This is a genomic window from Lederbergia lenta NBRC 16444, assembly GCF_001591545.1.
GTDB classification, from domain to species: Bacteria; Bacillota; Bacilli; order Bacillales; family Bacillaceae_C; genus Lederbergia; species Lederbergia lenta.
On sequence record NZ_BCVC01000001.1, the window covers coordinates 341,356 to 364,815 of the forward strand.

At 37.4% G+C, this 23,460-nt stretch carries 21 protein-coding genes; 17 read left to right on the plus strand and 4 right to left on the minus strand.

Annotation, left to right across the window (positions count from 1 at the left end; translation table 11 throughout):
* Window positions 1-331: 331 nt before the first annotated feature.
* The 5 genes from BLE01S_RS01450 to BLE01S_RS21055 all read left to right on the plus strand — a co-directional run bounded on the left by BLE01S_RS01450 (window position 332) and on the right by BLE01S_RS21055 (window position 7,847).
* Window positions 332-1,315: a Gfo/Idh/MocA family protein gene (locus BLE01S_RS01450; RefSeq protein WP_066136474.1), complete on the plus strand. Its 984-nt coding sequence runs from the start codon at window positions 332-334 to the stop codon at window positions 1,313-1,315.
* A 40-nt stretch (window positions 1,316-1,355) separates the two neighbouring features.
* Window positions 1,356-4,103 carry a tetratricopeptide repeat protein gene (locus BLE01S_RS01455; protein ID WP_066136477.1) on the plus strand — a complete coding sequence of 916 codons (2,748 nt, stop codon included), beginning with the start codon at window positions 1,356-1,358 and terminating at the stop codon, window positions 4,101-4,103.
* 14 nt (window positions 4,104-4,117) lie between these two features.
* Window positions 4,118-4,522 carry a methylglyoxal synthase gene (gene mgsA, locus BLE01S_RS01460; protein WP_066136483.1) on the plus strand — a complete coding sequence of 135 codons (405 nt, stop codon included), beginning with the start codon at window positions 4,118-4,120 and terminating at the stop codon, window positions 4,520-4,522.
* Window positions 4,523-4,801: 279 nt separating this feature from the next.
* Window positions 4,802-6,538 (plus strand): AAA family ATPase, encoded by a 1,737-nt coding sequence (locus BLE01S_RS01465; protein ID WP_066136487.1) that lies wholly within the window; start codon window positions 4,802-4,804, stop codon window positions 6,536-6,538.
* A gap of 292 nt (window positions 6,539-6,830) precedes the next feature.
* A complete protein-coding gene (locus BLE01S_RS21055) occupies window positions 6,831-7,847 on the plus strand; it encodes a polysaccharide deacetylase family protein (RefSeq protein ID WP_066136490.1) in 1,017 nt (338 codons plus the stop codon).
* Between the two features lie 154 nt (window positions 7,848-8,001).
* Here the strand turns inward: BLE01S_RS21055 and BLE01S_RS01475 are convergent, their stop codons facing one another.
* From BLE01S_RS01475 to BLE01S_RS01490, 4 genes are all read right to left on the minus strand, one after another.
* Entirely contained in the window at window positions 8,002-9,165 is a 1,164-nt protein-coding gene (locus BLE01S_RS01475) for an iron-containing alcohol dehydrogenase (protein ID WP_066136493.1), read from the minus strand.
* 737 nt (window positions 9,166-9,902) lie between these two features.
* Entirely contained in the window at window positions 9,903-10,793 is an 891-nt protein-coding gene (gene thrB / locus BLE01S_RS01480) for a homoserine kinase (RefSeq protein WP_066136496.1), read from the minus strand.
* Complete coding sequence (gene thrC / locus BLE01S_RS01485) at window positions 10,790-11,851, minus strand: threonine synthase (RefSeq protein WP_066136499.1); 1,062 nt, start codon at window positions 11,849-11,851, stop codon at window positions 10,790-10,792. The genes thrB and thrC overlap by 4 nt, the downstream gene beginning before the upstream one ends.
* Window positions 11,848-13,149, minus strand: coding sequence for a homoserine dehydrogenase (locus BLE01S_RS01490; protein WP_066136501.1), 1,302 nt, complete (start codon window positions 13,147-13,149; stop codon window positions 11,848-11,850). The genes thrC and BLE01S_RS01490 overlap by 4 nt, the downstream gene beginning before the upstream one ends.
* A 346-nt stretch (window positions 13,150-13,495) precedes the next feature.
* Between BLE01S_RS01490 and BLE01S_RS01495 the strand changes: the two genes are divergently transcribed.
* The 12 genes from BLE01S_RS01495 to hisB all read left to right on the plus strand — a co-directional run bounded on the left by BLE01S_RS01495 (window position 13,496) and on the right by hisB (window position 23,390).
* A complete protein-coding gene (locus BLE01S_RS01495; RefSeq protein ID WP_066136502.1) occupies window positions 13,496-13,795 on the plus strand; it encodes a hypothetical protein in 300 nt (99 codons plus the stop codon).
* A gap of 18 nt (window positions 13,796-13,813) precedes the next feature.
* The gene (locus BLE01S_RS01500; RefSeq protein ID WP_066136509.1) at window positions 13,814-14,410 is read left to right on the plus strand and encodes a DNA-3-methyladenine glycosylase; all 597 of its coding nucleotides are present in this window, start codon (window positions 13,814-13,816) and stop codon (window positions 14,408-14,410) included.
* Between the two features lie 132 nt (window positions 14,411-14,542).
* The gene (locus BLE01S_RS01505; protein ID WP_066136511.1) at window positions 14,543-15,328 is read left to right on the plus strand and encodes a hypothetical protein; all 786 of its coding nucleotides are present in this window, start codon (window positions 14,543-14,545) and stop codon (window positions 15,326-15,328) included.
* A gap of 5 nt (window positions 15,329-15,333) precedes the next feature.
* Window positions 15,334-15,708, plus strand: a complete 375-nt coding sequence (locus BLE01S_RS01510) for a GntR family transcriptional regulator (protein ID WP_066136514.1) — start codon at window positions 15,334-15,336, stop codon at window positions 15,706-15,708.
* Entirely contained in the window at window positions 15,705-16,418 is a 714-nt protein-coding gene (locus BLE01S_RS01515; protein ID WP_066136518.1) for an ABC transporter ATP-binding protein, read from the plus strand. The genes BLE01S_RS01510 and BLE01S_RS01515 overlap by 4 nt, the downstream gene beginning before the upstream one ends.
* Window positions 16,415-17,335: an ABC transporter ATP-binding protein gene (locus tag BLE01S_RS01520; protein ID WP_066136521.1), complete on the plus strand. Its 921-nt coding sequence runs from the start codon at window positions 16,415-16,417 to the stop codon at window positions 17,333-17,335. Before BLE01S_RS01515 ends, BLE01S_RS01520 begins: the two co-directional genes overlap by 4 nt.
* Window positions 17,328-18,284 carry a DUF2705 family protein gene (locus BLE01S_RS01525; RefSeq protein WP_066136524.1) on the plus strand — a complete coding sequence of 319 codons (957 nt, stop codon included), beginning with the start codon at window positions 17,328-17,330 and terminating at the stop codon, window positions 18,282-18,284. Before BLE01S_RS01520 ends, BLE01S_RS01525 begins: the two co-directional genes overlap by 8 nt.
* A 446-nt stretch (window positions 18,285-18,730) precedes the next feature.
* Window positions 18,731-19,855 (plus strand): ATP phosphoribosyltransferase regulatory subunit, encoded by a 1,125-nt coding sequence (locus BLE01S_RS01530; protein WP_066136527.1) that lies wholly within the window; start codon window positions 18,731-18,733, stop codon window positions 19,853-19,855.
* On the plus strand, window positions 19,852-20,472 hold the full coding sequence (hisG, locus tag BLE01S_RS01535; protein ID WP_066136534.1) for an ATP phosphoribosyltransferase: 621 nt from the start codon (window positions 19,852-19,854) through the stop codon (window positions 20,470-20,472). Before BLE01S_RS01530 ends, hisG begins: the two co-directional genes overlap by 4 nt.
* Window positions 20,469-21,752, plus strand: a complete 1,284-nt coding sequence (hisD, locus tag BLE01S_RS01540; protein ID WP_066136537.1) for a histidinol dehydrogenase — start codon at window positions 20,469-20,471, stop codon at window positions 21,750-21,752. The genes hisG and hisD overlap by 4 nt, the downstream gene beginning before the upstream one ends.
* On the plus strand, window positions 21,749-22,810 hold the full coding sequence (locus BLE01S_RS01545) for a pyridoxal phosphate-dependent aminotransferase (RefSeq protein WP_066136542.1): 1,062 nt from the start codon (window positions 21,749-21,751) through the stop codon (window positions 22,808-22,810). The genes hisD and BLE01S_RS01545 overlap by 4 nt, the downstream gene beginning before the upstream one ends.
* Window positions 22,803-23,390, plus strand: a complete 588-nt coding sequence (hisB, locus tag BLE01S_RS01550) for an imidazoleglycerol-phosphate dehydratase HisB (RefSeq protein WP_066136547.1) — start codon at window positions 22,803-22,805, stop codon at window positions 23,388-23,390. Before BLE01S_RS01545 ends, hisB begins: the two co-directional genes overlap by 8 nt.
* Window positions 23,391-23,460 lie beyond the last annotated feature (70 nt).

The following is a 23,460-nucleotide window of genomic DNA, read 5'->3' on the forward strand; positions in this document are numbered from 1 at the left end:
GACGTGCGCCGGGCCAATGGCCAGTTTAGAAGTGCTGGGTATTTAAAGAAAAAATATCGATTTTCACCAACCATCGATTCTCTTGAAATTCTTCTTTATACCTTCTTCATCATTACCTTTATTGTTATTCTGAATTAATTGAAAATGAGTACACAGAATATATTACCACAGCATTTTATTAATATAAAGAGTTATATTTAAAAATGTAAAAAATATCTTTTATTACGTTCTTTTTAGCGTGATAAATGCAAGATTCGTCAAAATACAATATAGTAAGAATAATTACCTTTATTTTAAATGAAATTATATTTTTATGGAGAGGGAGATATCATTGATTAAACTTGGTGTAATAGGAACAAATTGGATTACAGATTCTCTAATTGAAGCGGCTTCCAATTTAACTGACTTTCAATTAAGTGCTGTTTACTCGAGAACGGAAGAAAAGGGGCGGGAGTTTGCTGACAAGTACAATGTGGATACTGTTTTTACAAATATAGAAGAGATGGCCCAAAGTGATAGCATAGATGCGGTTTACATTGCTAGTCCGAATTCATACCATGCTGAACAAGCTATTGTATTTCTTGAAAATGGTAAACATGTTTTATGTGAAAAGCCGATTGCATCTAATCCAAAAGAGTTGGAAGCTATGATTGATTCAGCTAAAAAGAATAAGGTATTGTTAATGGAAGCATTAAAGACAACGCTTATTCCAAGCTTTACTGCACTGCAACAAAATTTACATAAAATTGGTCAAGTGAGACGATACTTTGCAAACTATTGTCAATACTCATCTCGATATGATGCATATAGGGGAGGAACTATTTTAAATGCTTTTAATCCGAAATTTTCCAATGGATCACTGATGGACCTTGGCGTATATTGTATTTATCCACTTGTAGTTTTATTTGGAAAACCAAATAGCGTAAAAGCAAATGGAACGATGTTAGCATCTGGAGTAGATGGTGGTGGAAGTCTCATCCTGGAATACGATCAATTTGAGGCTGTCATCATGCACTCAAAAATAACGAATTCCTATCTACCATCTGAAATACAAGGGGAGGAAGGTAGTTTAGTCATCGACAAAATTTCTGCACCTGAAAATGTCGAAATCCGTTATCGCGATGGATCGGTAGAAAATATTAGTGAAGAAATCACTTATCCTACGATGTATTATGAAATGGAAGAATTCATTAACTTGATCAAGGCTGGCAAGCTAGAATCGTCTGTGAATACTTATGAAAATTCAATGATAACTTCACAGATTGTTGCTGAAGCAAGAAAACAAATGGGACTGATTTATCCGGCTGATCAATAAGATGTAAGAGGTCATTAAATCAGAAAGATGGTGGTTCAACATGGCAAACGAAGAATCATTGATCCAAAAAATATATTATGAAAAAATATTAAAGGATGCAGATGAGAAGGTATATCCGGTTAAAGCATTAGGAGATTTGTACTTTAACGAATCAAAAAAAGATTTACCGGAGCTTTCAAACATTCGATTTGCTCAAGGGGAAGTATATTTTCACAATAGTGATTTTGAAACAGCCATATTTAAATGGGAAAACATTCAAAATGAGTTGGAACCATGGGCAAAGAAAAATATGGCGGATGCTTATTTCGAATTGGATTTATTAGAAACAGCTGAAAATCTATATCAGTCTATTAAAACAGATTCAATAAATTTAAATACAGAAATCACTTTGCAACTATTTGGTTTATATTTAGCAATGCAAAGAATTGAAGAAGCAGATCAAATGATTAAAAATGCGGTTATTTTAAATCCGGGTTATCCTAATGTGACAAAATTAGCTCGCGCTTTCTTTGAAGAGCAACAGGATTGGAATAGTGCAGTGGAACTGGCTGTAAATGAGGCGACAAGAACAAGGTCACTTCAATGGTTTAAGGTTTTAAATATGTACATTGAAAAAGGTTACACTAAATCAATGAAACCAGCTTATTTTATGCCAAGCTTGATCGTGTTGGCAGAGTTGGATATGGACGAATACGAAACAATTATTGTTCAATTTTGGTTAAGTTATGAGGAAGAAGGCGCTTATTTATCTTGGATAAAAGAGATAAGCCAATTAATACTCCAACAAGATTTTAATCATGAGTACACAATGCAGCGATTATCGGTTCTATTTCAAAAGACTTATATAGAGTTAATGAAGGGGAATTATTATGTAACGACGCTTGAGCCTGTTATTCCTAACATGTTGAAATCTTGGATGAAAATAGCGGAATCATCAAATGCTTTTTACGCATCCGCAAGTCTTCTAGCATGGGCGGATAACTTTCCTAGTACTATGGAGGAAGAGGATATTGGCAAGGCAGAGTTTATTTTAGCAAATACTTACTATGATAAAAGTATAATGTTAGAAATCCTAGACATTTTTAATGCGATTCAAGAAAAAGCCAATGATCACCAACTTGAAATAGATCAAACTTTGACATGGTTGATTAACAATATAGCGGATGTGGATACCCAACGTATCCTTTTAGGAGGGGACTCTGAAAGGATAGAGACTGGTTTAATCGCTTCTATCGTTGGGAATAATTTCAATCCGTCTCAACTAAATGCAGAGACAATTCTATATAGACATGGCTTTGATACATCTGTTCAAGGGATCACAGAAACTGGCACTATTCCGGTTAATTCGCAATTAGACTTGGATGAAATTACAACTTCTCCAAAAACGATTATTGATGTTGCAATTTCCAATCCTTTTTTCGATAAAAATAAATTAGCGTTCGTGAATTTTCCGCATTTTAATTGGAAAAATGCTGAACAAAACGAAGTACCGGGGGCCATGAGGCTTGCCGACCGTCTATTATTTATCTTAAACGAAAATGCACCATTTACAAATAATGAACGGGCTAAGCTACTTATGATTAAGGAACAATTTCCTGAAATGCATATAGATTTCATCCTCAAGTTGTCATATACAAGCGGTGATGACCAGGAAGTCCGTAATTTAGTGACTGAAACGGAAAAACGAATCCACATCTATTTTCCTGAATCACAGCTTCTTGCATATTCAAATGAGTTGGATCAAGTGAATGAATGGGATACATTGGCGGAATTTCTTCTTGATAATACGAAAAAGGAAAATTGGCAACAGACTAGGACTTCAAAGGCATTATTTTTTATTAGACAGGCTCTTAATCACTTACTACAACAACAAGTGAAAATAGAGCAGGAATTAGCTGAAACAATTGAACATGAAGAAGATAGTTTGTCGAAGCTTCAAGGATCTATTCACCAACTGCAGGATATGGAGGATGATAAGATAAGAATCATCCGAGAGGCATATCAAGCAATTAAAGTAGAGATTCAGACTGATTTAGCGAAGAACATACCAGTCATTTTAAAAAAATCATCTGAGATCGTAAAAGAAGATAGTGATTTCAGGAGAATTCACTTAGATTTAAATGAGGAAATGAACAAGAGAATCAATCACTATTTGCAGAATAATGTCATGCCTATTTATATAAGCTCACTCCAAGATTGGATCGCCTATGCGCAAACAGAGCTTACGATAAGTCAAGAACACCTATCAGAGTGGGAGAATAGCTTTAATACTATGTTAGGTGAGGATCGGGTGCGACTTGTATGTGATTTTCAAATACTTAATGATTGGCAAAGAGATGCTGGGCGGATGACGAGCACTTTCGATATGGAAAAAGAAAATATTATTTTACGAAGAACCCCTTCCCAAGTATTATTAAAAGGTGCTGGGAAATTATTTGGAGTCATCCCAAAAAATAATGCAGTTTTGGCAAATGCTTATAAAAGTTTTATTGAAAATGAAAATTACCAGGAAGCAACAGAGTCTATATCTATAAAGTTCTTTCGCCAATTTGAATTATTTGAAAAGGCGATTGCTCGCGATACGCATCTATTTTACAGAGAGGCGTTTAGTGAATTGAAACAAGCTGTGGATGATCTATATGATGAAATGCAAATTAATCAATCAAACTTAGAAAAAATGAAATCTACTCCTGAAGTATTTCGGGATCCATTAACACTAATAGAAGTAAGGATACACCAATATGAATGGATGAGTCATGCAGATCAGCTTAAAATAGAATCACATTAAAGGGAGGAAAAAATATGAACATCGCTTTAATCGCTCATGATAAGAAGAAAGAGGATATGATCCAATTTGCAATAGCATATAAACCTATTTTAAATAAACATACATTATTTGCAACTGGAACAACTGGCTTACGGATCATGGAAGCAACAGGCCTAGATGTTCATCGATTCCAATCGGGTCCACTTGGTGGGGACCAACAAATAGGTGCGTATATCGCTCAAAATGAGATGGATATGATACTCTTTTTTCGTGATCCATTGACAGCACAGCCGCATGAACCGGACGTCTCTGCATTGATGCGCTTGTCAGATGTGTACGGTGTACCTTTAGCAACAAATATGGGGACGGCGGAAATTTTAATTCGCGGACTTGATAAGGGGCTTCTTGATTGGCGGTCTGTGTTAGATGAAAAAGAATAACTAAAAAAGAATAACTAAAAAAGAATAACTAAAAAAAAGCTAACTCACTAGGGTTAGCTTTTTTACTTTTTGTCCTCTTAAAGGGTTATGCAACACTTACATAGCCAGGGTCAATTCTTGTAAAAAAACTTCATTCACATTTATCGAAAAGTCTAACAGAGATCCAGTACTAATTTCCTAATATAAAGCTCTATTTCGTAAATTTGTCATAATATGTCTAATGACCTGGGTGTATGAAGGATGGTATACTAGATTCATATTCTATAAGGAGATGGAACATTGAAGACAAATTCCAGAATTGCAGCGAAGATTGTTCCTTTAGCCATTGGATTTATCGTCATTGTAGCATGTGTCGCATGGGCCGTTTGGACAGCCAATAAAGGGACTGTCATTCCGTTTTCAGCCATAGAAAAAACAATACAAGCGCAAAATGGTGAGTTGGTTACCCTTAAAGAAATGTCGAATGGGACTTTGCATATAGAAACGCCAGATGGAAAATTTGTTTCACATTTTCGACCAAATAGTCCACTAGTAGAAGAACTAGTTGAAAAATATAATATTAGTTATAAATATTCTGAGGGTAGTACTCTTAATAATTGGCTTATGGGTGGAATCTTAATCCTTTTAATTGCCACTGCAATTGTCATTCAACGAAAAGGTGGCATAGGGGCAGCTAAAATGAAACAAAGCACTTCAAAAGAAACTCCTCTCCCGTCTGTGACTTTAAATGATATAGGCGGACTTCCGTCAGAAATGAAAGAAGAGATTCAGCAAACTCTAGAAATAATTAAAGACCCTGGGCGTTCAGCTAAAATTGGGATTAAAGCACCAAAAGGAATTTTATTATATGGACCCCCTGGTACAGGAAAAACATTACTTGCTCAAGCAATAGCGCGAGAAATTGGCGCTAAATTTTATTCAGCAAGTGGATCAGCATTTACTGAACTATTTGTTGGTGTTGGTGCTTCACGTATCCGCAGTTTATTTGAAAATGCAAGAAAACAGTCGCCAGCTGTAATATTTATCGATGAAGTGGACGCTCTTGCTGGTAAGCGGAAAGCGCATGGAGGAGAAGAAGCGGAAAAAACATTAACAGAACTTCTAGTCCAGCTGGATGGCGGTCATGAAAATGAAGGAATTTTATTCATTGCGGCCACAAATCGGAAAGACATGCTTGATGATGCATTCCTTCGACCTGGAAGAATTGATTTTACTTTCCAAGTGCCTTTACCAGATACGCAAGGAAGAAAGGAAATAATCGATATTCATACGAAAGGGAAGCGTCTATCAGAGGCCGTATTCGCATCTTTAAATACACTTGCGGAAAGTACATCTGGTTTTTCAGGTGCAGAGCTTAGTTCATTATTTGAATCTGCGAGTAGAAAAGCTGTAAGAGAAGGACGCGATGTGGTTGATATGAAAGATCTTGATTATGCGATCGATCGTACGATATTAGGTAGTACTTCCAGAACGTTAAACGATCCCGATACTAAGCGTCGTGTGGCTATTCATGAAGCTGGACATGCTCTCATTGCGGCATTAACGAAACCAGGATCTGTGAGAAAAGCAACAATCATCCCACGTGGGCAAGCATTAGGCTATGTTGCCCCTATTCAGAAGGAACTTCATTTAACAACGACAAGTGAGTTATTGGATCAAGTAAGTATGATTCTTGCTGGTGGTGTTGCCGAACGCCTTTTTCTGGGAGAGCATAGTATTGGTGTAAGTGGAGATGTTCAACAAGCGAAAAATATTTTAGAGCAAATGGTTGACACAGGTATGTTGGAAGATGGATTTACTCTGACTTTCCAAAAAGCTGAACGTGAAACGAAAATGCAAGAGTTATTTCAAATAGCTTTGAAAAAAACGGAGCTTATGATAAATGGTCACCAAAAAGAATACCAAGAATTAGTTGAAGCCTTGTTGAAAAAGGAAACGTTAGAAGGCACAGAAGTACAAGAAATTGTCGATGGTTGTCAGTCACATGAACTTGATAATGTAGCAGTATATTCATAATGAATACATCCCCTTAGGCATGTATCTGTGAAAGAGCGGATATTGTTGCTTAGGGGATTTTTTTGTAGTTATTTCTACTAAGTCTATTTAGTACTTCAATTTCAGTCATTAAACTAACTCGGATTTCGAGATAGTTATCATATACATACTTCGAAGGGAAGGGTATTGCGCTATCTGACATGAAGCGGCAAATAGTAACAAATTATGTATGTATTTTGTAACTTTGCTGTAACTAATTCTATTTGTTTCTTGTATATGATGATAGATAGTGATACTACTAGGGGGAGCTTCAATGGAAAGACGGGTAAAGAAAAATAGAAAATTAAATCGAAACGGGAAAATCTTCATAGGTTCAATAATGATTTTTATGATAGCTTTATGTTATTTTACTATCGAAATGAAAAAGGATAATGAAGCTTTTGCTATTAAGAACCAAGATTCTTCAAGGGTAAATCAACAAGAACAGGCTGAATGGAAAATAGAGAAAAAAGATCCGAAGAAGATAGAACATGTTACTGTACATAATGATAACAATGATAAGGCTTTAGGGGAAAAGGAATCCAATCCTAAACAGGAAGAAATTTCAAAGAATACAGGTGAGGAAAAAGAAGGTATTGTGCAAGATTCTGAGCAAGAGTTGGAAACGGCGCCTAGTCAACAAATAATGGAGGAACAAGTAGAAGACCAAGCGAATACGCCACAAGGGTTAAGAGTGGGAAAAGTAGTTTATTTAACATTTGATGATGGACCACATCCAGTGTCAGAAGAAATATTAAGACTTTTAAAGAAGTATAACGCAAAAGCGACATTTTTTATGCTTGAACCAAATATAAAACATTATCCAGACCCAGTAAAGCAAATGGTCGAGGATGGGCACAGTGTTGCTGCACATGGAGTGTCACATGAGGTTTCAAAAGTATATAGATCTCCAGCTAGCTTTGCGGGAGAAATGGAAATGGCCCTTCAATATATAGAAGAGCTTACGAACGTAAAATCTCGATTAATAAGAGCTCCATATGGGTCAAAGCCTTATATTACCCCAGCATTTAAAGCGGCATCTGACGCAAAGAAGTATATTTTATGGGACTGGAATATTGATTCGACAGATTGGAAGTTAACAAACGGGCAATATGTTGAAAGGGTTATTCAAGCAACAGAAGCGTTAGAAGGTAAACAACCGTTAGTCGTTTTGCTTCATGAGAAACCGACAACTGTCGAGTACCTCGAAAAGCTACTAATCTATTATCATGATAATGGATATGAAATGGAAGCAATAACTGAAACGATGGAACCCATCCAATTTAGATGACTTAATTTTTAGAGAAAAACCTAGGAGAGATTTCCTAGGTTTTCTTTGTCTAGCTCAAGCGCTTATCTGCTATCAAACTTTGGTAAACACCTTATGATAAGTCAACAAGGTTCTTCGACTAAATTCGCCACACGGGCTTCCGCTATTCTTATTTTTAAAGTGAGGATGTATAAATGGCCATTACATCTTCGTGATTCAGTTTTGTGAAATTACCGAATTCTCCATTGACCATTGCCTTTTCAGTCATTATTTCAAGTTTACTATCGTCAATATTATAATCCGCAAGACGTGAAGGGGCACCAATACTATTCCAAAACTCACGAAGTTTCTCAATACCAGCAAGTCCAACTTCTTTAGCTGTTTTTCCATTTGGATCAATCCCAAATACATTCACGGCTAGCTTTTTGAAACGAGTTGGATTTACATTTAGATTATGTTTCATCCAGTTTGGAAATAAAATGGCAAGCCCTCCACCGTGTGGGATGTCGTATACAGCGGAAACGGCATGCTCTATATTATGGGTTGCCCAGTCACCATGATAGCCCATATTGAGAATTCCGTTTAACGCCATTGTACCGTTATATAAAATAGTTTCTCGATGTTCATAGTTGGTAAGATCTTTTAATAGTTTTGGAGCGGTTTCCATAACTGTGAGCAAGACGGATTCACACATCCGATCTTGTAATGGTGTATTTTCAGTTTGATGAAAATAATGTTCGAATACATGCGACATGATGTCGACAATACCATAAATCGTTTGATCTTTTGGTACCGTATAAGTATTAACTGGGTCTAAAATGGAGAATTTCGGAAAAACGAATGGACTGCCCCAGCCATGTTTCTCATTTGTTTCCCAATTTGTAATGACTGAGCCAGAGTTCATTTCTGAACCTGTTGCTGCAAGTGTTAATACAGTTCCGAAAGGGAGTGCATCATTTATTTTTGCCTTTTTTATCACAAGATCCCATGTATCGCCATCATATTTAGCGCCTGCAGCAATTGCTTTTGTACAGTCGATGACACTGCCGCCACCAACAGCTAGTAGAAAATCGATGTCATTTTGTTTGCAAATTTCTACTCCTTTACGAACCGTAGATAGTCGTGGGTTTGGTTCAACACCTGCTAATTCAAAGACCTCCGCATCAATTTCAGTTAAATATTGTAAAACTGTATTGTATAAACCATTCTTTTTAATACTACCGCCGCCATATACAAGCAACACCTTTTTTCCATACTGTGGCAATTCCATTTTTAATTGTTCAAGTTGATCTTTTCCAAAGATTAATTTAGTCGGATTCCAAAATGTAAAGTTATTCACTAATATCTCGCCTCCTCTAAAATAATTATCCTGTATTACCGTGAAGAATGCAAAAAACATAGAGCGGTTAATCATAAGGGTGCTGAAAAAGTTCTCCTAATATTGGGAGAACGTGGATAGCCGTTGATTTCCGCTTCAGTATGGCGCTTCCCGGGGGGCGTGCGGTGAGCCGATTCAGTCGCTTTGCTCCTTGCAGGGTCTCACCTGTCATGCTTGATCCCCTCGGAGTCGCCACCTTCCTCTTCAATCAACTTGATTTTGTTTTTCTTAAAGATGTTTTGTTCCTTTCTATAAACTATACCTTTTTTATTGTACATTTATAGTATCAATTTCAATCGGGTAAATACTAGGATACAAAATCAATGATTTAGTTGTTCCGTCAGATAATCTTTTGCGAAGCTGAACGAACTGGCCGAATTCGCTTTTGATTATGAAGAACTTAAGAGAAAAATGGAGTAAAACTTCCTCTGACTGAAGTTTCCCTTTATACTTATTTACTAAAGGATTGTTGGCTTTTGAATAATGAAAAAGCTGTTCATATAAGCTCTGAGTAGACCGAGGAGTCTTGCCACTCACCCGCGGAAAGCGAAGTATATTCGGGCCCACGGATTAAATAACAATCAGTTGCATAAAAGGAAAATGGGGAATAAATCACTAAAATAATAAGTGATTTATTCCCCATTTTTTTATATGGACTATTTCAGTGACTTACTAATCATCGAACTGTGTTTTCTTTATCAATCAACATGTGAACCGCGTAAATCCATTTCCAATACTTCAACAGAATAATCTGGCAGGAGTTGTTGAAGATGTTTAGCAATAATAGCACCATTGCCTTTTGACGCCAACGACATCATCGTCGGGCCAGCACCACTAATCACTGTTCCGAAAGCTCCAGCGTTTCGAGCTTCTTGTCGAATTTTTTGATAATCAGGTAATAATGATGCACGATGTGGCTCATGGAATAAATCTTTTTCCATCATTTTTCCCGCAAGTTTATAATCGCCTGAAACGAGTGCGGCAAACATTACGTTTGCAACAGCACTTGCACTTGCGGCTTCACTACGAGAATACTGATCAGGAAGTACCTTTCTTGCTGCCTCTGTTTTTAATTCAAAGTGCGGGATATAAGCAATTATATCAAGATTATCATCTTTTTTATGTAAATAATCTAAATCTCCCTCACTCGATTGAGCTGCAATAACGAGTCCACCTAAAAGAGAGGGCGCAACATTGTCAGGATGACCTTCAAAAGCAGAAGCAATTTGCAGTTTATCTGTTAAAGACAAAGTGAGTCCACAGAGTTGATCAGCGAGTTCAATTCCAGCAATTATTGCAGAAGAGCTACTTCCAAGTCCACGAGCTAATGGGATTTCACTGTCCATTTTCACATATGCACCAGGAAGAACTGCGCCAAATTGATTTGCTACTTTTTCAGCTATTTGATAAATAAAATGTTCTTTTGCTACCGGAACTTCAGGTAAATGAATGGATTGATGTTCAAACACCCACTCATCATCTACTGTTACACGAAGCGTTAAATAACGATTTAGCGCCATACCGACCGAGTCGAAACCCGGTCCTATGTTGGCTGTGCTTGCAGGAACTGTAATGGTAAAACATGTCATGCTTTTACCACGCCTTCTATATAATCAATTACTGTTTTTTCATCATTCGGCAATACAACTGTATCAATTTTGACTTGGTCCATTGCAGTTTCCGGGTCTTTCAAGCCATTTCCTGTTAATACAGCGACAACTTTGCTGCCTTTCGGAATACTGCCATTTTTAACTTGTTGAAGCACACCAGCAATAGAGGCGCATGAGGCTGGTTCTGCAAACACTCCTTCAGTGCTAGCCAATAATTTAAATGCTTCAAGAATTTCTGGATCTGAAACTGATGTAATTTTTCCACCAGATTCATCACGTGCATTTTCTGCGAGTTCCCAACTTGCTGGGTTACCAATTCTAATCGCTGTTGCCACTGTTTCAGGTGCGGAAATAGGTTTTCCTGAAACGATAGCTGCAGCACCTTCTGCTTCAAAACCAAACATTTTTGGCAGACCTGTTTGGTTCGCTTCGTTATATTCTTTAAAACCTTTCCAGTAGGCACTAATATTCCCGGCATTTCCAACAGGGATTGCTAATATATCTGGTGCACTACCGAGCTGGTCGCAAACTTCAAAAGCTGCTGTTTTTTGACCTTCAAGTCTATATGGATTGACTGAGTTTACGAGTGTAACTGGTGACGTTTCGCTCACTGTACGAACCATGTTTAATGCTTCGTCGAAATTACCTTCGATTTCGACGATTTCTGCACCATACATTTTTGCCTGCGCAAGCTTACCAAGCGCCACTTTTCCATTAGGTATAACGATGATCGCTCTTACACCGGCTTTTGCCGCATAAGCAGCAGCTGCTGCGGAAGTATTACCTGTTGAAGCGCAGATAATAGATGTACTGCCTGATTCAGCCGCTTTTGCAACAGCCATCACCATCCCACGATCTTTAAAGGAACCAGTTGGATTGGCTCCTTCAATTTTTCCGTAAAGCTCAATGCCGAGTTGCTGTGACAAATTAGAGAGATGTACTAATGGTGTGTTTCCCTCTTGAAGTGTCAATGCCGGCGTTTCTTCTGTTACTGGTAAATATTCTTTGTATTGTGCAATTAATCCCGGCCAATTCATTTCTTTACATCTCCTTCAACACTATAATGACTGATTACTTCTTTTACAACTGGCAAATCTCTTAGTTCCATTAATGCTTTTTGAGAGCTTTCCATGGAAACGCGATGTGTCACGATAATAATTTCTGCTAGCTCATCTTTGCTAAGTGGTGTTTGTAAAATTTGTTCAAAGCTAATGTCGAGCTCATTAAATAGAGAAGTGATTTTTGAAAAGGCGCCAACTTCATCTTGTAAATGAAGACGGAAATAATGTTTACCAAAACGTTGATCAGGAGTTTTTAAAACTCGTTCAAATCTAGGTGCCACAACGCTTTTTCCGTTTACACCGAGCCTCATATTTTTAACAACTGCAACTACGTCAGCCATTACAGCTGTAGCTGTAGGAAGACTACCAGCACCTGGCCCGTAAAACATCGTTTCCCCGACAGCTTCTCCATTTACGTAAACAGCATTATATTCATTTTTAACAGCCGCAAGTGGATGGCTTTTTGCTAGAAACGTAGGTTGGACGCTCACTTCCAATTGTTGATTATCAATATGTGCATGACCAATTAACTTCATTTTTAGTCCAAGCTTTTGTCCATAATTTAAATCTTCAACAGATACATTGCTAATTCCTGAGACTTCTACGTCTTCAAGTTCTACATTTGTATGAAAAGCAAGTCGAGCTAAAATAGCCATTTTTCTTGCAGCATCTAGTCCTTCTACATCAGCTGTCGGATCAGCTTCAGCAAAGCCAAGGTCTTGTGCTTCTTTTAATGCTGTTTCATAGGATAGTCCGTCTTCATCCATTTTAGTTAGTATATAATTTGTTGTTCCATTAACGATCCCCATAAGCTTTTGAATGCGGTCAGAGGAAAGGCCTTCTGATAATCCTCTCAAAATCGGAACACCGCCGGCTACACTAGCTTCAAAAAACAAATCACAATTATTTTCTATTGCCTTTTTCTGCAGCTCAGGTCCGTGCAGAGCAATTAAGTCTTTATTTGCTGTTACAACATGTTTTTTTGCTTCCAATGCCTGGATGATATGTTCACGGGCTTCTTCTACTCCCCCGATTACCTCAACTACAATATCAATCTCCGGATCTTGCAATACTTCATTTGCATCAGTGGTGAGGTATGTTTGCCCAATTTGTATGTCGCGATCTTTTTCTACGTCGCGAACAAGGATACTTTTCACACGTACTTCACAGCCCACTTGATGGATTAAGTCTTCTTGATGATTTTTAATTAATTGGACAACTCCGGAACCAACCGTTCCTAGCCCCAATAGGCCGATAGATACATAATTTTTCATTTTTCCTCACCTCATATGTCTTTCTGTTAAATACATTTGTATTTATATAGTAGACAGAATGTATAGCAAAGTCAAGTATTTTAATAAAAATGTACTTTCCTTCGCCAGTTATCTTGCTTACTCAATACTTAGTTCCAAATAGAGATGAAACCTTCAATCATCTGTCGCGTATATATTTGACAGGGAAGATGGATTTTCAAGATATCTAATTACGGCATAATCAGTTAAAATTGTTTATTATAAAAACTTTGCCTATTTGAAATTTTAACATAAAAAATTAACGACTGATGAAAATGTTCCTAATTTCTTTTTTGGGAAGATAAACGGATAGGGAGGAGAGGAAACGATGACAGATGAATATGGACAAGAATTGAGACGAATTCGTATTACGCTTATTATTATGGTTGTTGTGTTTTTGATTAGTGGGGGAGATACAGAGGTAATATATGAAAATGATCAAAATGGTAATTCACAACAATATGTTGAAAGTATGATTTCACTGGGAGAAGGTCGATTCGGTGTATTATCTGGGGATACAAGCTATTCTGGCGGAAGTATGATGACAATTTATCAATACGAACCAGAGACAAATCAGTTAACGAAAATAAATGAAGTTTATCTCGATGAGATGGAATACGATGAATAGAATGGGTGTGATTTTATAATGAATAGAGATTTTTTAATTGAACCTGTGGAAGAGGAATTTTTTCAGAAGCCGACTTTGCAGTTAGCGCAAGCGTTGCTTGGATGCCTACTTGTGAAAGAAACAGATGAAGGGATAACATCTGGTTTTATTGTGGAGACGGAAGGATATATGGGTCCACTAGATCGTGCGGCCCACAGTTTTGGAAATAGAAGAACGAAGCGAACGGAGATTATGTTTGGGAAAGCGGGGCTTGTTTACACATATACAATGCACACTCATTGTCTCGTCAATGTAGTTAGTGCAGGTATTGATGAACCGGAAGCTGTATTAATTAGGGCGGTTGAACCTTATACCGGCGTGGAGCTCATGCAACGAAGAAGACCTGTTGACAAACAGAAGAATCTAACAAATGGACCTGGGAAACTGACAAAAGCTATGGGAATTAATAAAGAAGATTATGGCCGATTATTTTATGAACCGCCACTATATATTGCTGCAGGGTATGAACCAGAGGAGATAGCTGTTGGACCAAGAATCGGCATTGGTGGATCAGGGGAAGCGCAAGATTATCCATGGCGATTCTGGGTGAAAGATAATCCCTATGTATCTAGGTGAAAAACGCTGTTAAGGCGTTTTTTTTTGCTTAAAAAGTCTTTTAAAGTTTTATTGCAAATACTCTTGACTTATTTCGATGTATCAGTGTACTATCAAATTAGTACACTGATACATCATTTGGGGGTGCGGAGAATGAATGCCTTTATTGGGCTCGTTAAAAAAGATATGACATTAATGAAGTTTTGGTATATCGCCTGGTTAATTTTTACTGCAATTAGTATTATCGGGGGTTATTTGATTGTAAATTGGTTATCGGAACCAAATCTGCTTGTCCCGATCTATCTAATGTTGCTGGGTTTACACCTATTTTTAGCACCGATCATGTTATTAAGTGCTTTAAGGCAGGAAGGGAAAACCCAATTATGGCTTTATAACCCTCAAAGTAGTAAAAAACTTCTTCTTTCAAAAGTAAGTGCGGTTTTTATAATTCAAGTTATTTCGCAGGTGCTTATGGCACTATACGGAATACTGGTTATGGCGTATCTAATGTATAAAGGTGAGATCAATACGCTGTCAGAGTTGTTTACCTTTAGCCCTGGTTTACTCATCCATCTCGGTATTCTATCAGTATCATTATATCTATCTTTTTGGATTACTTTCCTTTGGACTGTGTACCATTCGCTAGGAAATTATCCAGCTATTAGAAATTTTCGTTGGCTTGTTGTTATTCTCGTATGGGGAACTTTCAATGTCATAGAAGCAACTTTAATTAAAATAAAAATAATTCGAGAACATCTCGTTTCTTTTACAGTAAATATTAATGCTGGTCCCAATATGGAATACGATATGGGAAATGGCTGGAATATTAGCTATACAGAGATGCCGGTTCCTATCACACCGATTATTTTATATGCCATTGTATCCATTATTTTATTTTTCATAGCTAGTAGATTATTGGATAGAAAAGTGGAGGTGTGAGGAAGTTGGCAAAAGATTTCGAAGCATCAAAACCGATCTATATACAAATTGCAGATAAAATTATTCAACAAATTGTACGAGAAGAGGTCAAACCTGGAGATAAGCTACCTTCCGTAAGAGAAATGGCAATTCAATCAGGTGTAAATCCGAATACTATTCAACGGACATACACAGAAATGGAGAGGATGGGAGTAGTGGAGACGAAAAGAGGGCAGGGGACGTTCGTCGTTGAAAGAGCGGAAATTGTAATGGAAATGAAACAATCTATGCAAAGAGAAATTATCGGCCAATTTGTGAACAGTATGACAGAGCTTGGTATCTCCAAGGAACAAATGGTAGTGGGGCTGGATGAATTTTTAAGGGAAGGTGATCGATCGTGACAGTTTGCTTAAAAGATGTTACGAAAAAATATGGGTCTGAATTTGCCCTTAAAGATGTAAATCTTGAGTTTGTCCCAGGGAAAATATATGGATTACTCGGTCCGAATGGTAGCGGGAAATCAACAACATTAAAGATGATTACTGGGCTTGTTTACCCCAATAGTGGGAAAGTCACAGTTTCGGGTGAAGAAGCGACAAGAAGAATTAGTAGGAAAGTTGCTTATTTAACGGAGTTGGATATGTTTTACGATTTGTTTACAGTTGCAAAAATGATTTCATTTTATGCATCGCAATTCCCTGATTTTAATCTCGATAAAGCAAAGCAGCTTTTAATAGAGATGGATTTAAAAGAGACTAAGAAAATTAAGCAACTTTCGAAAGGGAATCGAGGCAGGCTAAAACTTGTACTTACTTTAGCGCGTGAAGTGCCCGTTATCCTACTAGACGAACCGTTTTCAGGTCTTGACGCATTAGTGAGAGAGTCTATTGTGAAAAGCTTGCTTACCTATATTGATTTTGATAAACAAACAGTAATCATTGCTACACATGAAATAGATGAGATCGAGTCAATAATGGATGAGGTTATTGTTATTTATAATGGAAAAATCATTGGTTGTGAAAACGTGGAGCAATTGCGAGAAGATCAAGGATATTCTGTACTCGATTGGTTTAAGTCGATATTGAAAGAAGAGGAGCGTGGGAAAAAGTGAAAACTGTTGTTGAATTAAAAAATGTATCTAAAGTCATTCGCGGTCGGAAAATTATCGATGACTTGAGTTTTGAAGTGAATGAGGGAGAAGTATTTGGATTTTTAGGACCGAACGGCGCGGGGAAAACAACAACAATCAGAATGATTGTCGGGTTGATTAGAATCACATCAGGAGATATAGCCATTTGTGGAAAAAACGTCGTAAATGACTATGAAGACGCAATTCAAAACGTTGGTGCGATTGTTGAGAATCCTGAGCTATATAAATTTTTAACGGGTTATCAGAATTTGCAGCAAGTGGCACGAGTAATAAAAGGGATCACAAACGAAAAAATTAATGAAATTGTTGAATTTGTTGGTTTGAAGGATCGTATCCATGACAAAGTGAAGACATACTCGCTTGGAATGCGGCAAAGATTAGGAATTGCACAGAGTCTATTGCATGACCCTAAAATCCTGATACTAGATGAACCAACAAACGGACTTGATCCAGCAGGAATAAGGGAAATGCGTGATTATCTACGTAATTTGGCAGCGGAAAAAGGACTTGCAATTATCGTATCAAGTCACTTACTATCTGAAATGGAAATGATGTGTGATCGGATAGCGATTATCCAAAAAGGTAAGTTAATTAATGTGCAGGATGTTCGATCAAATGAAAATAAAGCACATCAGGATTATGTATGCCATGTAAATGATCCGAAAAAGGCATTGAAACTCCTTGTAGGGAAAGGGTACAAAGTCAAAGAACATAAAGATGGTCTTGAGATAGAAATGGAGAAAGATCAAGTGCCTAATATGGTTGCAATACTTGTTGAGAATCAGATCCTTATTTATGAAGTGAGACGAATCTCTAAATCACTTGAAGATCGATTCTTAGAGATTACTAATAATAAGGAGGTAGCAGCACATGCTTAATCTTATCCAAAATGAATGGATTAAAATATTTAAACAAGTTGGCACATATATCATGATAGGCTTAGTTGTCTTGCTTGTGATTGGAACTGGGGTGCTTACTAAATATTTGGATTCAACTGTAGAACCGGTTAATGATAATTGGAAGCAACAACTAAGTGAACAAAATAAAGTCTCGGAACAGGATGTAGAGGAAATTCCGATGATGACACCTTCGATGAAGGAATTCCTCAAAAAGGATATTGCAATTAATGAGTATCGAATGGAACATGATTTGCCACCAGAAAACTCAAGCAGTGTTTGGACATTTATTAATGATTCAACTTCGTTAATTAGTTTTACAGGATTATTCGTCATTATTATTGCAGCTGGAATTGTTGCCAATGAATTTACATGGGGGACAATTAAAGTGCTATTAATTAAACCGTTTCAGCGTTGGAAAATCTTACTTGCAAAATATGTAACTGTCATCCTATTTTTACTACTTATGCTCGTCATTTTATTCATTAGTGCATCGGGAGTAGGGGTTATTTTATTTGGAACCGGGGGAGAAGCTAGTAATATTCATCTTGCCTATGTAAATGGTGCTGTAGAAGAACAAAGTCTCCTTCTATATTTAATCAAATCCTATTTATTAAACTCGTTAAGTATCTTTTTATTAGCAACAATGGCATTTATGATCTCCGCTGCATTCAGAGTAAGTGGATTAGCAATTGGAATTTCTATTTTCTTATTACTCATGGGTGGAACGGTAACAAACCTGCTTGCAAGCAAATTCACATGGGCTAAATACAGTTTGTTTGCTAACACTAACCTAATGCAATATATGGATGGAATGCCGTTGGTTGAGGGAATGACAATGTCGTTTTCCGTTATAATGATTATTATATATTTCTTGATATTTCATATTCTCGCCTTTTTCTTTTTTACGAAACGAGATATCGCAACATAAAAAATACCATTGTGGTGTTTTCAGACCGTAGACTAACTCGAAAAGCGGGGGCGTCCACGGTCTTTTTTATTTATATGAGAGAGTAGCCGGTTTTTCCGAAGCTTACCGAGGGGCGAGCGCAGAGCCGCTTCTCCAAACCAATAAAATTTGAAATTTTACCTTATTGCTTATTCACGTTTATAAGGTCCAAGTATGAAGTAAAAGTAGCTACTCGAAGAATACTAATTTCATCAGTAGTAATGATTTAGGTAAAACTAAAGAAAATTTAAGACAATAGGTTGTATGGTGTTTTTTGTTTGGTTTTAAACGGTGATTTCCATAAACTCCTTTTTTCTGCATAAATCCAATTGACGGTTAATTCTGGATATGGTAAAGTGATAACAATCAAAAAAATCCTTTAGTTCGATAGAGTGATAACGAGATAAAGAGTTAGGACGTGAGTAAATATGTTTTTGCCAACGGGAAGCAGAGATGAATTGGGTGCGGCGGTTAGTAGTCGATTCCGTGTGATTGAAAAATTCAGAAGAGTCGCTACATTGCGTGGTTATAATGAAATTGCGACACCAGTCATTGAATATGCTTCTACCTTTACAAATGAGTACGTGGATATGAAGCTTCAAAATATGATGAAATGGTTTAATGCAGAAGGTGAAATTGAGGTTTTGCGCCCAGACTGGACAATAGCGATCGCTAGGGCTTTATCTAATCAAGAAAAGCTACCACAAAAATGGGCTTATGCAGGTTCTGTTTTTAAGCAGAATATGCCTGGAGTTGAATATCATCAAGCTGGAGTGGAAATGATTCATATGCCTGAACTTATGGGGGAGAGCGAAAGTTTATTAATGGCTCAATCCTTTTTGAAAGAAGTCGGGACAGATGCGTGTGTGATTGAACTTGGTCATGCGGGGATTTATGAAAAACTTGCAGAAGAATTGAAGTTATCAAAGCATAATAGTGAACGGTTAAGAGTAGCAATGCATGATAAGAAAAAAGATGAAGTATTTCAAATTGCTATTGCTAATGGAGATAAAGCACAAGCAAATGAATTAGCTAGTCTCGTAGATGCATTTGGTCAGAAGGGAATTATTACTGAGTATGAGAAGCGGTGGGAGGACAAACCGGAACTACTTGCCATGCTCCAGCATATGAAGAAGCTTGTGCTGATTATTGAGGAATCTGGAAATGAAGAAATCCTTGTGGATCTTGGCAGAGTGAAAAATTTGCCTTATTATTCAGGAATTATGTTTCGTGGTTTTTTGAAAGAGTCTGGTACCGTATGTTTTTCTGGAGGACGTTATGACAGGCTCTATGATCAATTCAATGAAAAAGTGTCGGCAGTTGGTCTTGCATTCGAAGTTGATGCATTAGCTGAACATATTCAATTAAATAATCAGCATCGAAAAATCTGTATTATTGCATCAGAAAAGTCATTGGTTTTTGCTGAACAAATTAGAGATAGGTTTAAGGACTATATCGTGGATGTCCAACCCGCTAATGCTCAATTGGATGGATATGATAAAATTTTTGAAATTAAAAAAATTAATGGAGAATTCGAGGTGGTGGAAAAATGAAGCCGGTATTGGCCTTAACGAAAGGTAGAGTAGAAAAACAATTTATCAATTTTTTACAAGAGCGAGGATATGATGTTCAGCCTTTACTCGATAAGGGTAGAAAACTACAAGTAGAGACAAATCAATTTTCTGTAGTTTTCGCAAAAGGGATAGACGTAGCTACATATGTGGAACACGGGATTGCAGATCTCGGTATCGTTGGTGCCGATATTTTACTAGAATGCCAACCCGATGTGTTTGATCTACTACCATTACCGTTTGGTGTTTGTAGATTTGCTATTGCGGGAGAGCCATCTTCAATACCATCACTAAGAAAACAACGAATAGCTACAAAGTATCCGAATATCACAACGAAGTATTTTCGAGAAAAAGGAAAATCGGTTGATATTGTCAAATTGGAAGGATCGGTGGAACTCGCTCCCCTTCTTGGACTTGCAGATGATATTGTTGATATAGTTGAAACAGGTAGTACATTGAAAGAAAATGGCCTTGTAGTAAAAGAAGAAATGTTTTCTATTTCTGCTCGATGCATTGCCAATCGTAACTCACTGAAATTGAAAAAGTCGATTCTCGCACCATTAATCGAATCCTTTAAAGCAGAGGAGGCGGCGATATGATATCGGCTTATTCTAAGGACCAATTTACTAATCATTTTATCTCCCGGAAAACGAAGAAGAAGCCATTCGATGATGAGGTAATGGAGACCGTAAAAGAGGTTATCGAAAATGTCAGAAATCGCGGAGAAGTGGCTTTAAAAGAATATACAAAGAAATTCGATGGTGGTATACCTAATGAATGGATCGTATCAGAAGAAGAAAGAAAAGCGGCTTGGAATGAAGTTTCTTCAGATGTTATAGAATCCTTACAAAAGGCGGCTGAGAATATTCGCTCCTTCCATTCTAAACAGTTGCAACAAACCAGGATGATGGAGATGACAGAAGAGATTATTAGCGGACAGTTATTTCGTCCAATTGAAAGAGTGGGGGTTTATGTTCCCGGTGGAAAAGCTGTCTATCCATCAACCGTTTTGATGAATGCGATCCCTGCTGTTCTAGCTGGCGTTAATCAAATAGTTATGACAACACCATCACGTGGTGGAGGCGCTATATCGCCAATTTTATCAGTAGCGGCTGATATTGCCGGTGTTCACACGATTTATAAAATGGGTGGCAGCCAAGCGATTGCTGTTTTAGCTTATGGAATAGACGGAATTCAACCGGTTGATAAAATAGTAGGACCGGGAAATGCGTATGTGGCTGCAGCAAAATCACTTGTGTTTGGTGACGTAGGTATTGAAATGATTGCAGGGCCATCAGAAGTAGCAATAATTGCCGATGAAACAGCTAATCCAAGATTCATCGCAGCTGATTTAATCGCTCAAGCTGAACACGATGAAAAAGCTAGACCATTTGTTTTTTCTACATCGCAAAGAGTGCTTGATGAAACAATGATCGAAGTTCGAAAGCAATGTGAAGTACTTCCGAGAAAAGAAATTGCTGAAGTTGCATTAACAAATGAAGGCGCAGCAGTTTTTGTGAAGACGATCGAAGAAGCTTTTCAGCTCGTCAATGCACTGGCCCCTGAACATTTAGAATTACAAATTGATGATGCCCTTGCGCATTTAAGTAAGGTGAAGAATGCTGGCTCCGTATTTATCGGTCATTATACACCTGAATCAGTCGGTGATTACTTTGCTGGGCCGAACCATGTATTGCCAACATCTGGAACAGCAAGATTTTCTTCAGGCTTGTCTGTGGATGATTTTATCAAAAAAACGACATTTGTATATTATTCTGAACAAGCATTGCAACATGCCGCCCCACATATTGAAAGCATCGCTTTCGAAGAACAGTTGGAAGGTCATGCGCGTGCTGTAAAAGTGAGGTTAGAACAATGAGGCAATCCATTCAATTATTAACACCATATAAAGTAAAACCCGAGTTTGACATGGTTCGTCTAGATAGTAATGAGGCATTCATGAGTCTGCTATCATCTGCAGATTTTTCCAAGCTAGGAGAAACACTTATTAACCGGTACCCAGCAGAAAGTTCTGATCGGCTTGTAGAGGCATATGCACGATTTGCTGGTTTTCCAGAGGGAAATATATTACCGGGAAATGGATCTGATGAATTGATTTCACTGATATCTCAATATGCTTTAGATCCTGGTGATGAAGTGATCGTGTTTGAACCGGATTTTTCAATGTATGAAAAGAATGCGCTAATTATGGGAGCGGAAGTCACAAAAATTCAGTTGAATGATGATTTTACACTGCCACTCGAAGTGGTGAAAAGTGAAATCAACGAAAGAAAGCCAAGATTATTGTTTCTATCTAATCCAAATAATCCCACGGGTCAATTATATAGTGAAGCTGAAATAGAAGAGTTAATTGCAGCGATGAACCAAATTGGTGGCATCCTAGTTTTAGATGAAGCTTATATGGATTTTGCTGGGGAGTCACCGTTTACTGGAAGAGTGCTTGAGTATGATAATTTAATTATTTTGCGAACAGCATCAAAAGCGCTTGGAATGGCAGCATTAAGACTTGGTTTTTTAATTGCAAATGATCGCTTAGTGGAAGGGATTAGTTGCATAAAACCTCCGTATAATGTAAACACGATTTCTGCATTGATAGGAACACAGTTAATGGAAAAAGCAGATGTACTTGATCAATTCTTATTATTACAATTAGAGCAAATTGCAGAGCTGGAAGAGATTATGTCTGCATTTGCAGCACAAATAAAAGAAGCTTATTTGTATCCAAGTAGCACTAATTTTTTCTTAATGAAGTTTACTAGAGCAAGAGAGTTAGCTAATTTTTTATATGAGAAAAGAATTAAGATTCGCTTTTTTGATGATGAATCATTACAAGCAGTGCGAATTTCCGCAGGAACGAAAGAAGAACATGATAGCTTACGAGCAGCATTAAATGAATGGAGTGAGATGTATGCGTAGTGCATCTAATCAAAGAGAAACAAAAGAAACGAAAATTGAACTTGAATGTCGATTAGACGATCCATCTACCGTTGAGATTGAAACAGGCGTTGGTTTTTTTGACCATATGCTTGATGCCTTTGCAAGACATGGAAGAATTGGTCTTACATTAAAGGTGAACGGCGATTTACATATTGATAGTCACCATACAGTGGAAGATGTAGGGATCGTCCTTGGTAAAGCAGTTCGTGAAGCGCTAGGAGATAAAGTAGGCATTGTTCGCTACGGTTCCTCGTATGTGCCAATGGATGAAGCACTTGGATTTGTGGCTCTTGATATAAGTGGCCGTCCATATTTACATTTTGAAGGGGAATTCGGTGTGCAGTCGCTTGGAAATTTTGACACGGAACTTGTGAAAGAATTTTTTAGAGCATTTGCATTTAATTCAGGTATTACACTGCATGCTCGTGTCCTTTATGGGGAAAATACCCATCACAAAATCGAGGCGTTGTTCAAAGCATTAGGTCGTTCATTAGCAGAAGCCGTTCGGATCGATCCGAATATAAAGGGAGTTAATTCTACTAAAGGATTGCTAGAGTAAGAAAATTGCTATTCATTAGCGAAGTGGATATTTATCTACTAGGTAAGAAGAATTTTAATTCTGGGGGCAG

Excerpts from the sequence above, each read along its gene's own strand:
- BLE01S_RS01455 (WP_066136477.1), top strand. The coding sequence starts at position 1,356 with ATGGCAAACGAAGAATCATTGATCCAAAAAATATATTATGAAAAAATA.
- mgsA (WP_066136483.1), top strand. The coding sequence starts at position 4,118 with ATGAACATCGCTTTAATCGCTCATGATAAGAAGAAAGAGGATATGATC.
- BLE01S_RS21055 (WP_066136490.1), top strand. The coding sequence starts at position 6,831 with ATGGAAAGACGGGTAAAGAAAAATAGAAAATTAAATCGAAACGGGAAA.
- thrB (WP_066136496.1), bottom strand. The coding sequence starts at position 10,793 with ATGACATGTTTTACCATTACAGTTCCTGCAAGCACAGCCAACATAGGA.
- thrC (WP_066136499.1), bottom strand. The coding sequence starts at position 11,851 with ATGAATTGGCCGGGATTAATTGCACAATACAAAGAATATTTACCAGTA.
- BLE01S_RS01490 (WP_066136501.1), bottom strand. The coding sequence starts at position 13,149 with ATGAAAAATTATGTATCTATCGGCCTATTGGGGCTAGGAACGGTTGGT.
- BLE01S_RS01495 (WP_066136502.1), top strand. The coding sequence starts at position 13,496 with ATGACAGATGAATATGGACAAGAATTGAGACGAATTCGTATTACGCTT.
- BLE01S_RS01500 (WP_066136509.1), top strand. The coding sequence starts at position 13,814 with ATGAATAGAGATTTTTTAATTGAACCTGTGGAAGAGGAATTTTTTCAG.
- BLE01S_RS01505 (WP_066136511.1), top strand. The coding sequence starts at position 14,543 with ATGAATGCCTTTATTGGGCTCGTTAAAAAAGATATGACATTAATGAAG.
- BLE01S_RS01525 (WP_066136524.1), top strand. The coding sequence starts at position 17,328 with ATGCTTAATCTTATCCAAAATGAATGGATTAAAATATTTAAACAAGTT.
- BLE01S_RS01530 (WP_066136527.1), top strand. The coding sequence starts at position 18,731 with ATGTTTTTGCCAACGGGAAGCAGAGATGAATTGGGTGCGGCGGTTAGT.
- hisG (WP_066136534.1), top strand. The coding sequence starts at position 19,852 with ATGAAGCCGGTATTGGCCTTAACGAAAGGTAGAGTAGAAAAACAATTT.
- hisD (WP_066136537.1), top strand. The coding sequence starts at position 20,469 with ATGATATCGGCTTATTCTAAGGACCAATTTACTAATCATTTTATCTCC.
- BLE01S_RS01545 (WP_066136542.1), top strand. The coding sequence starts at position 21,749 with ATGAGGCAATCCATTCAATTATTAACACCATATAAAGTAAAACCCGAG.
- hisB (WP_066136547.1), top strand. The coding sequence starts at position 22,803 with ATGCGTAGTGCATCTAATCAAAGAGAAACAAAAGAAACGAAAATTGAA.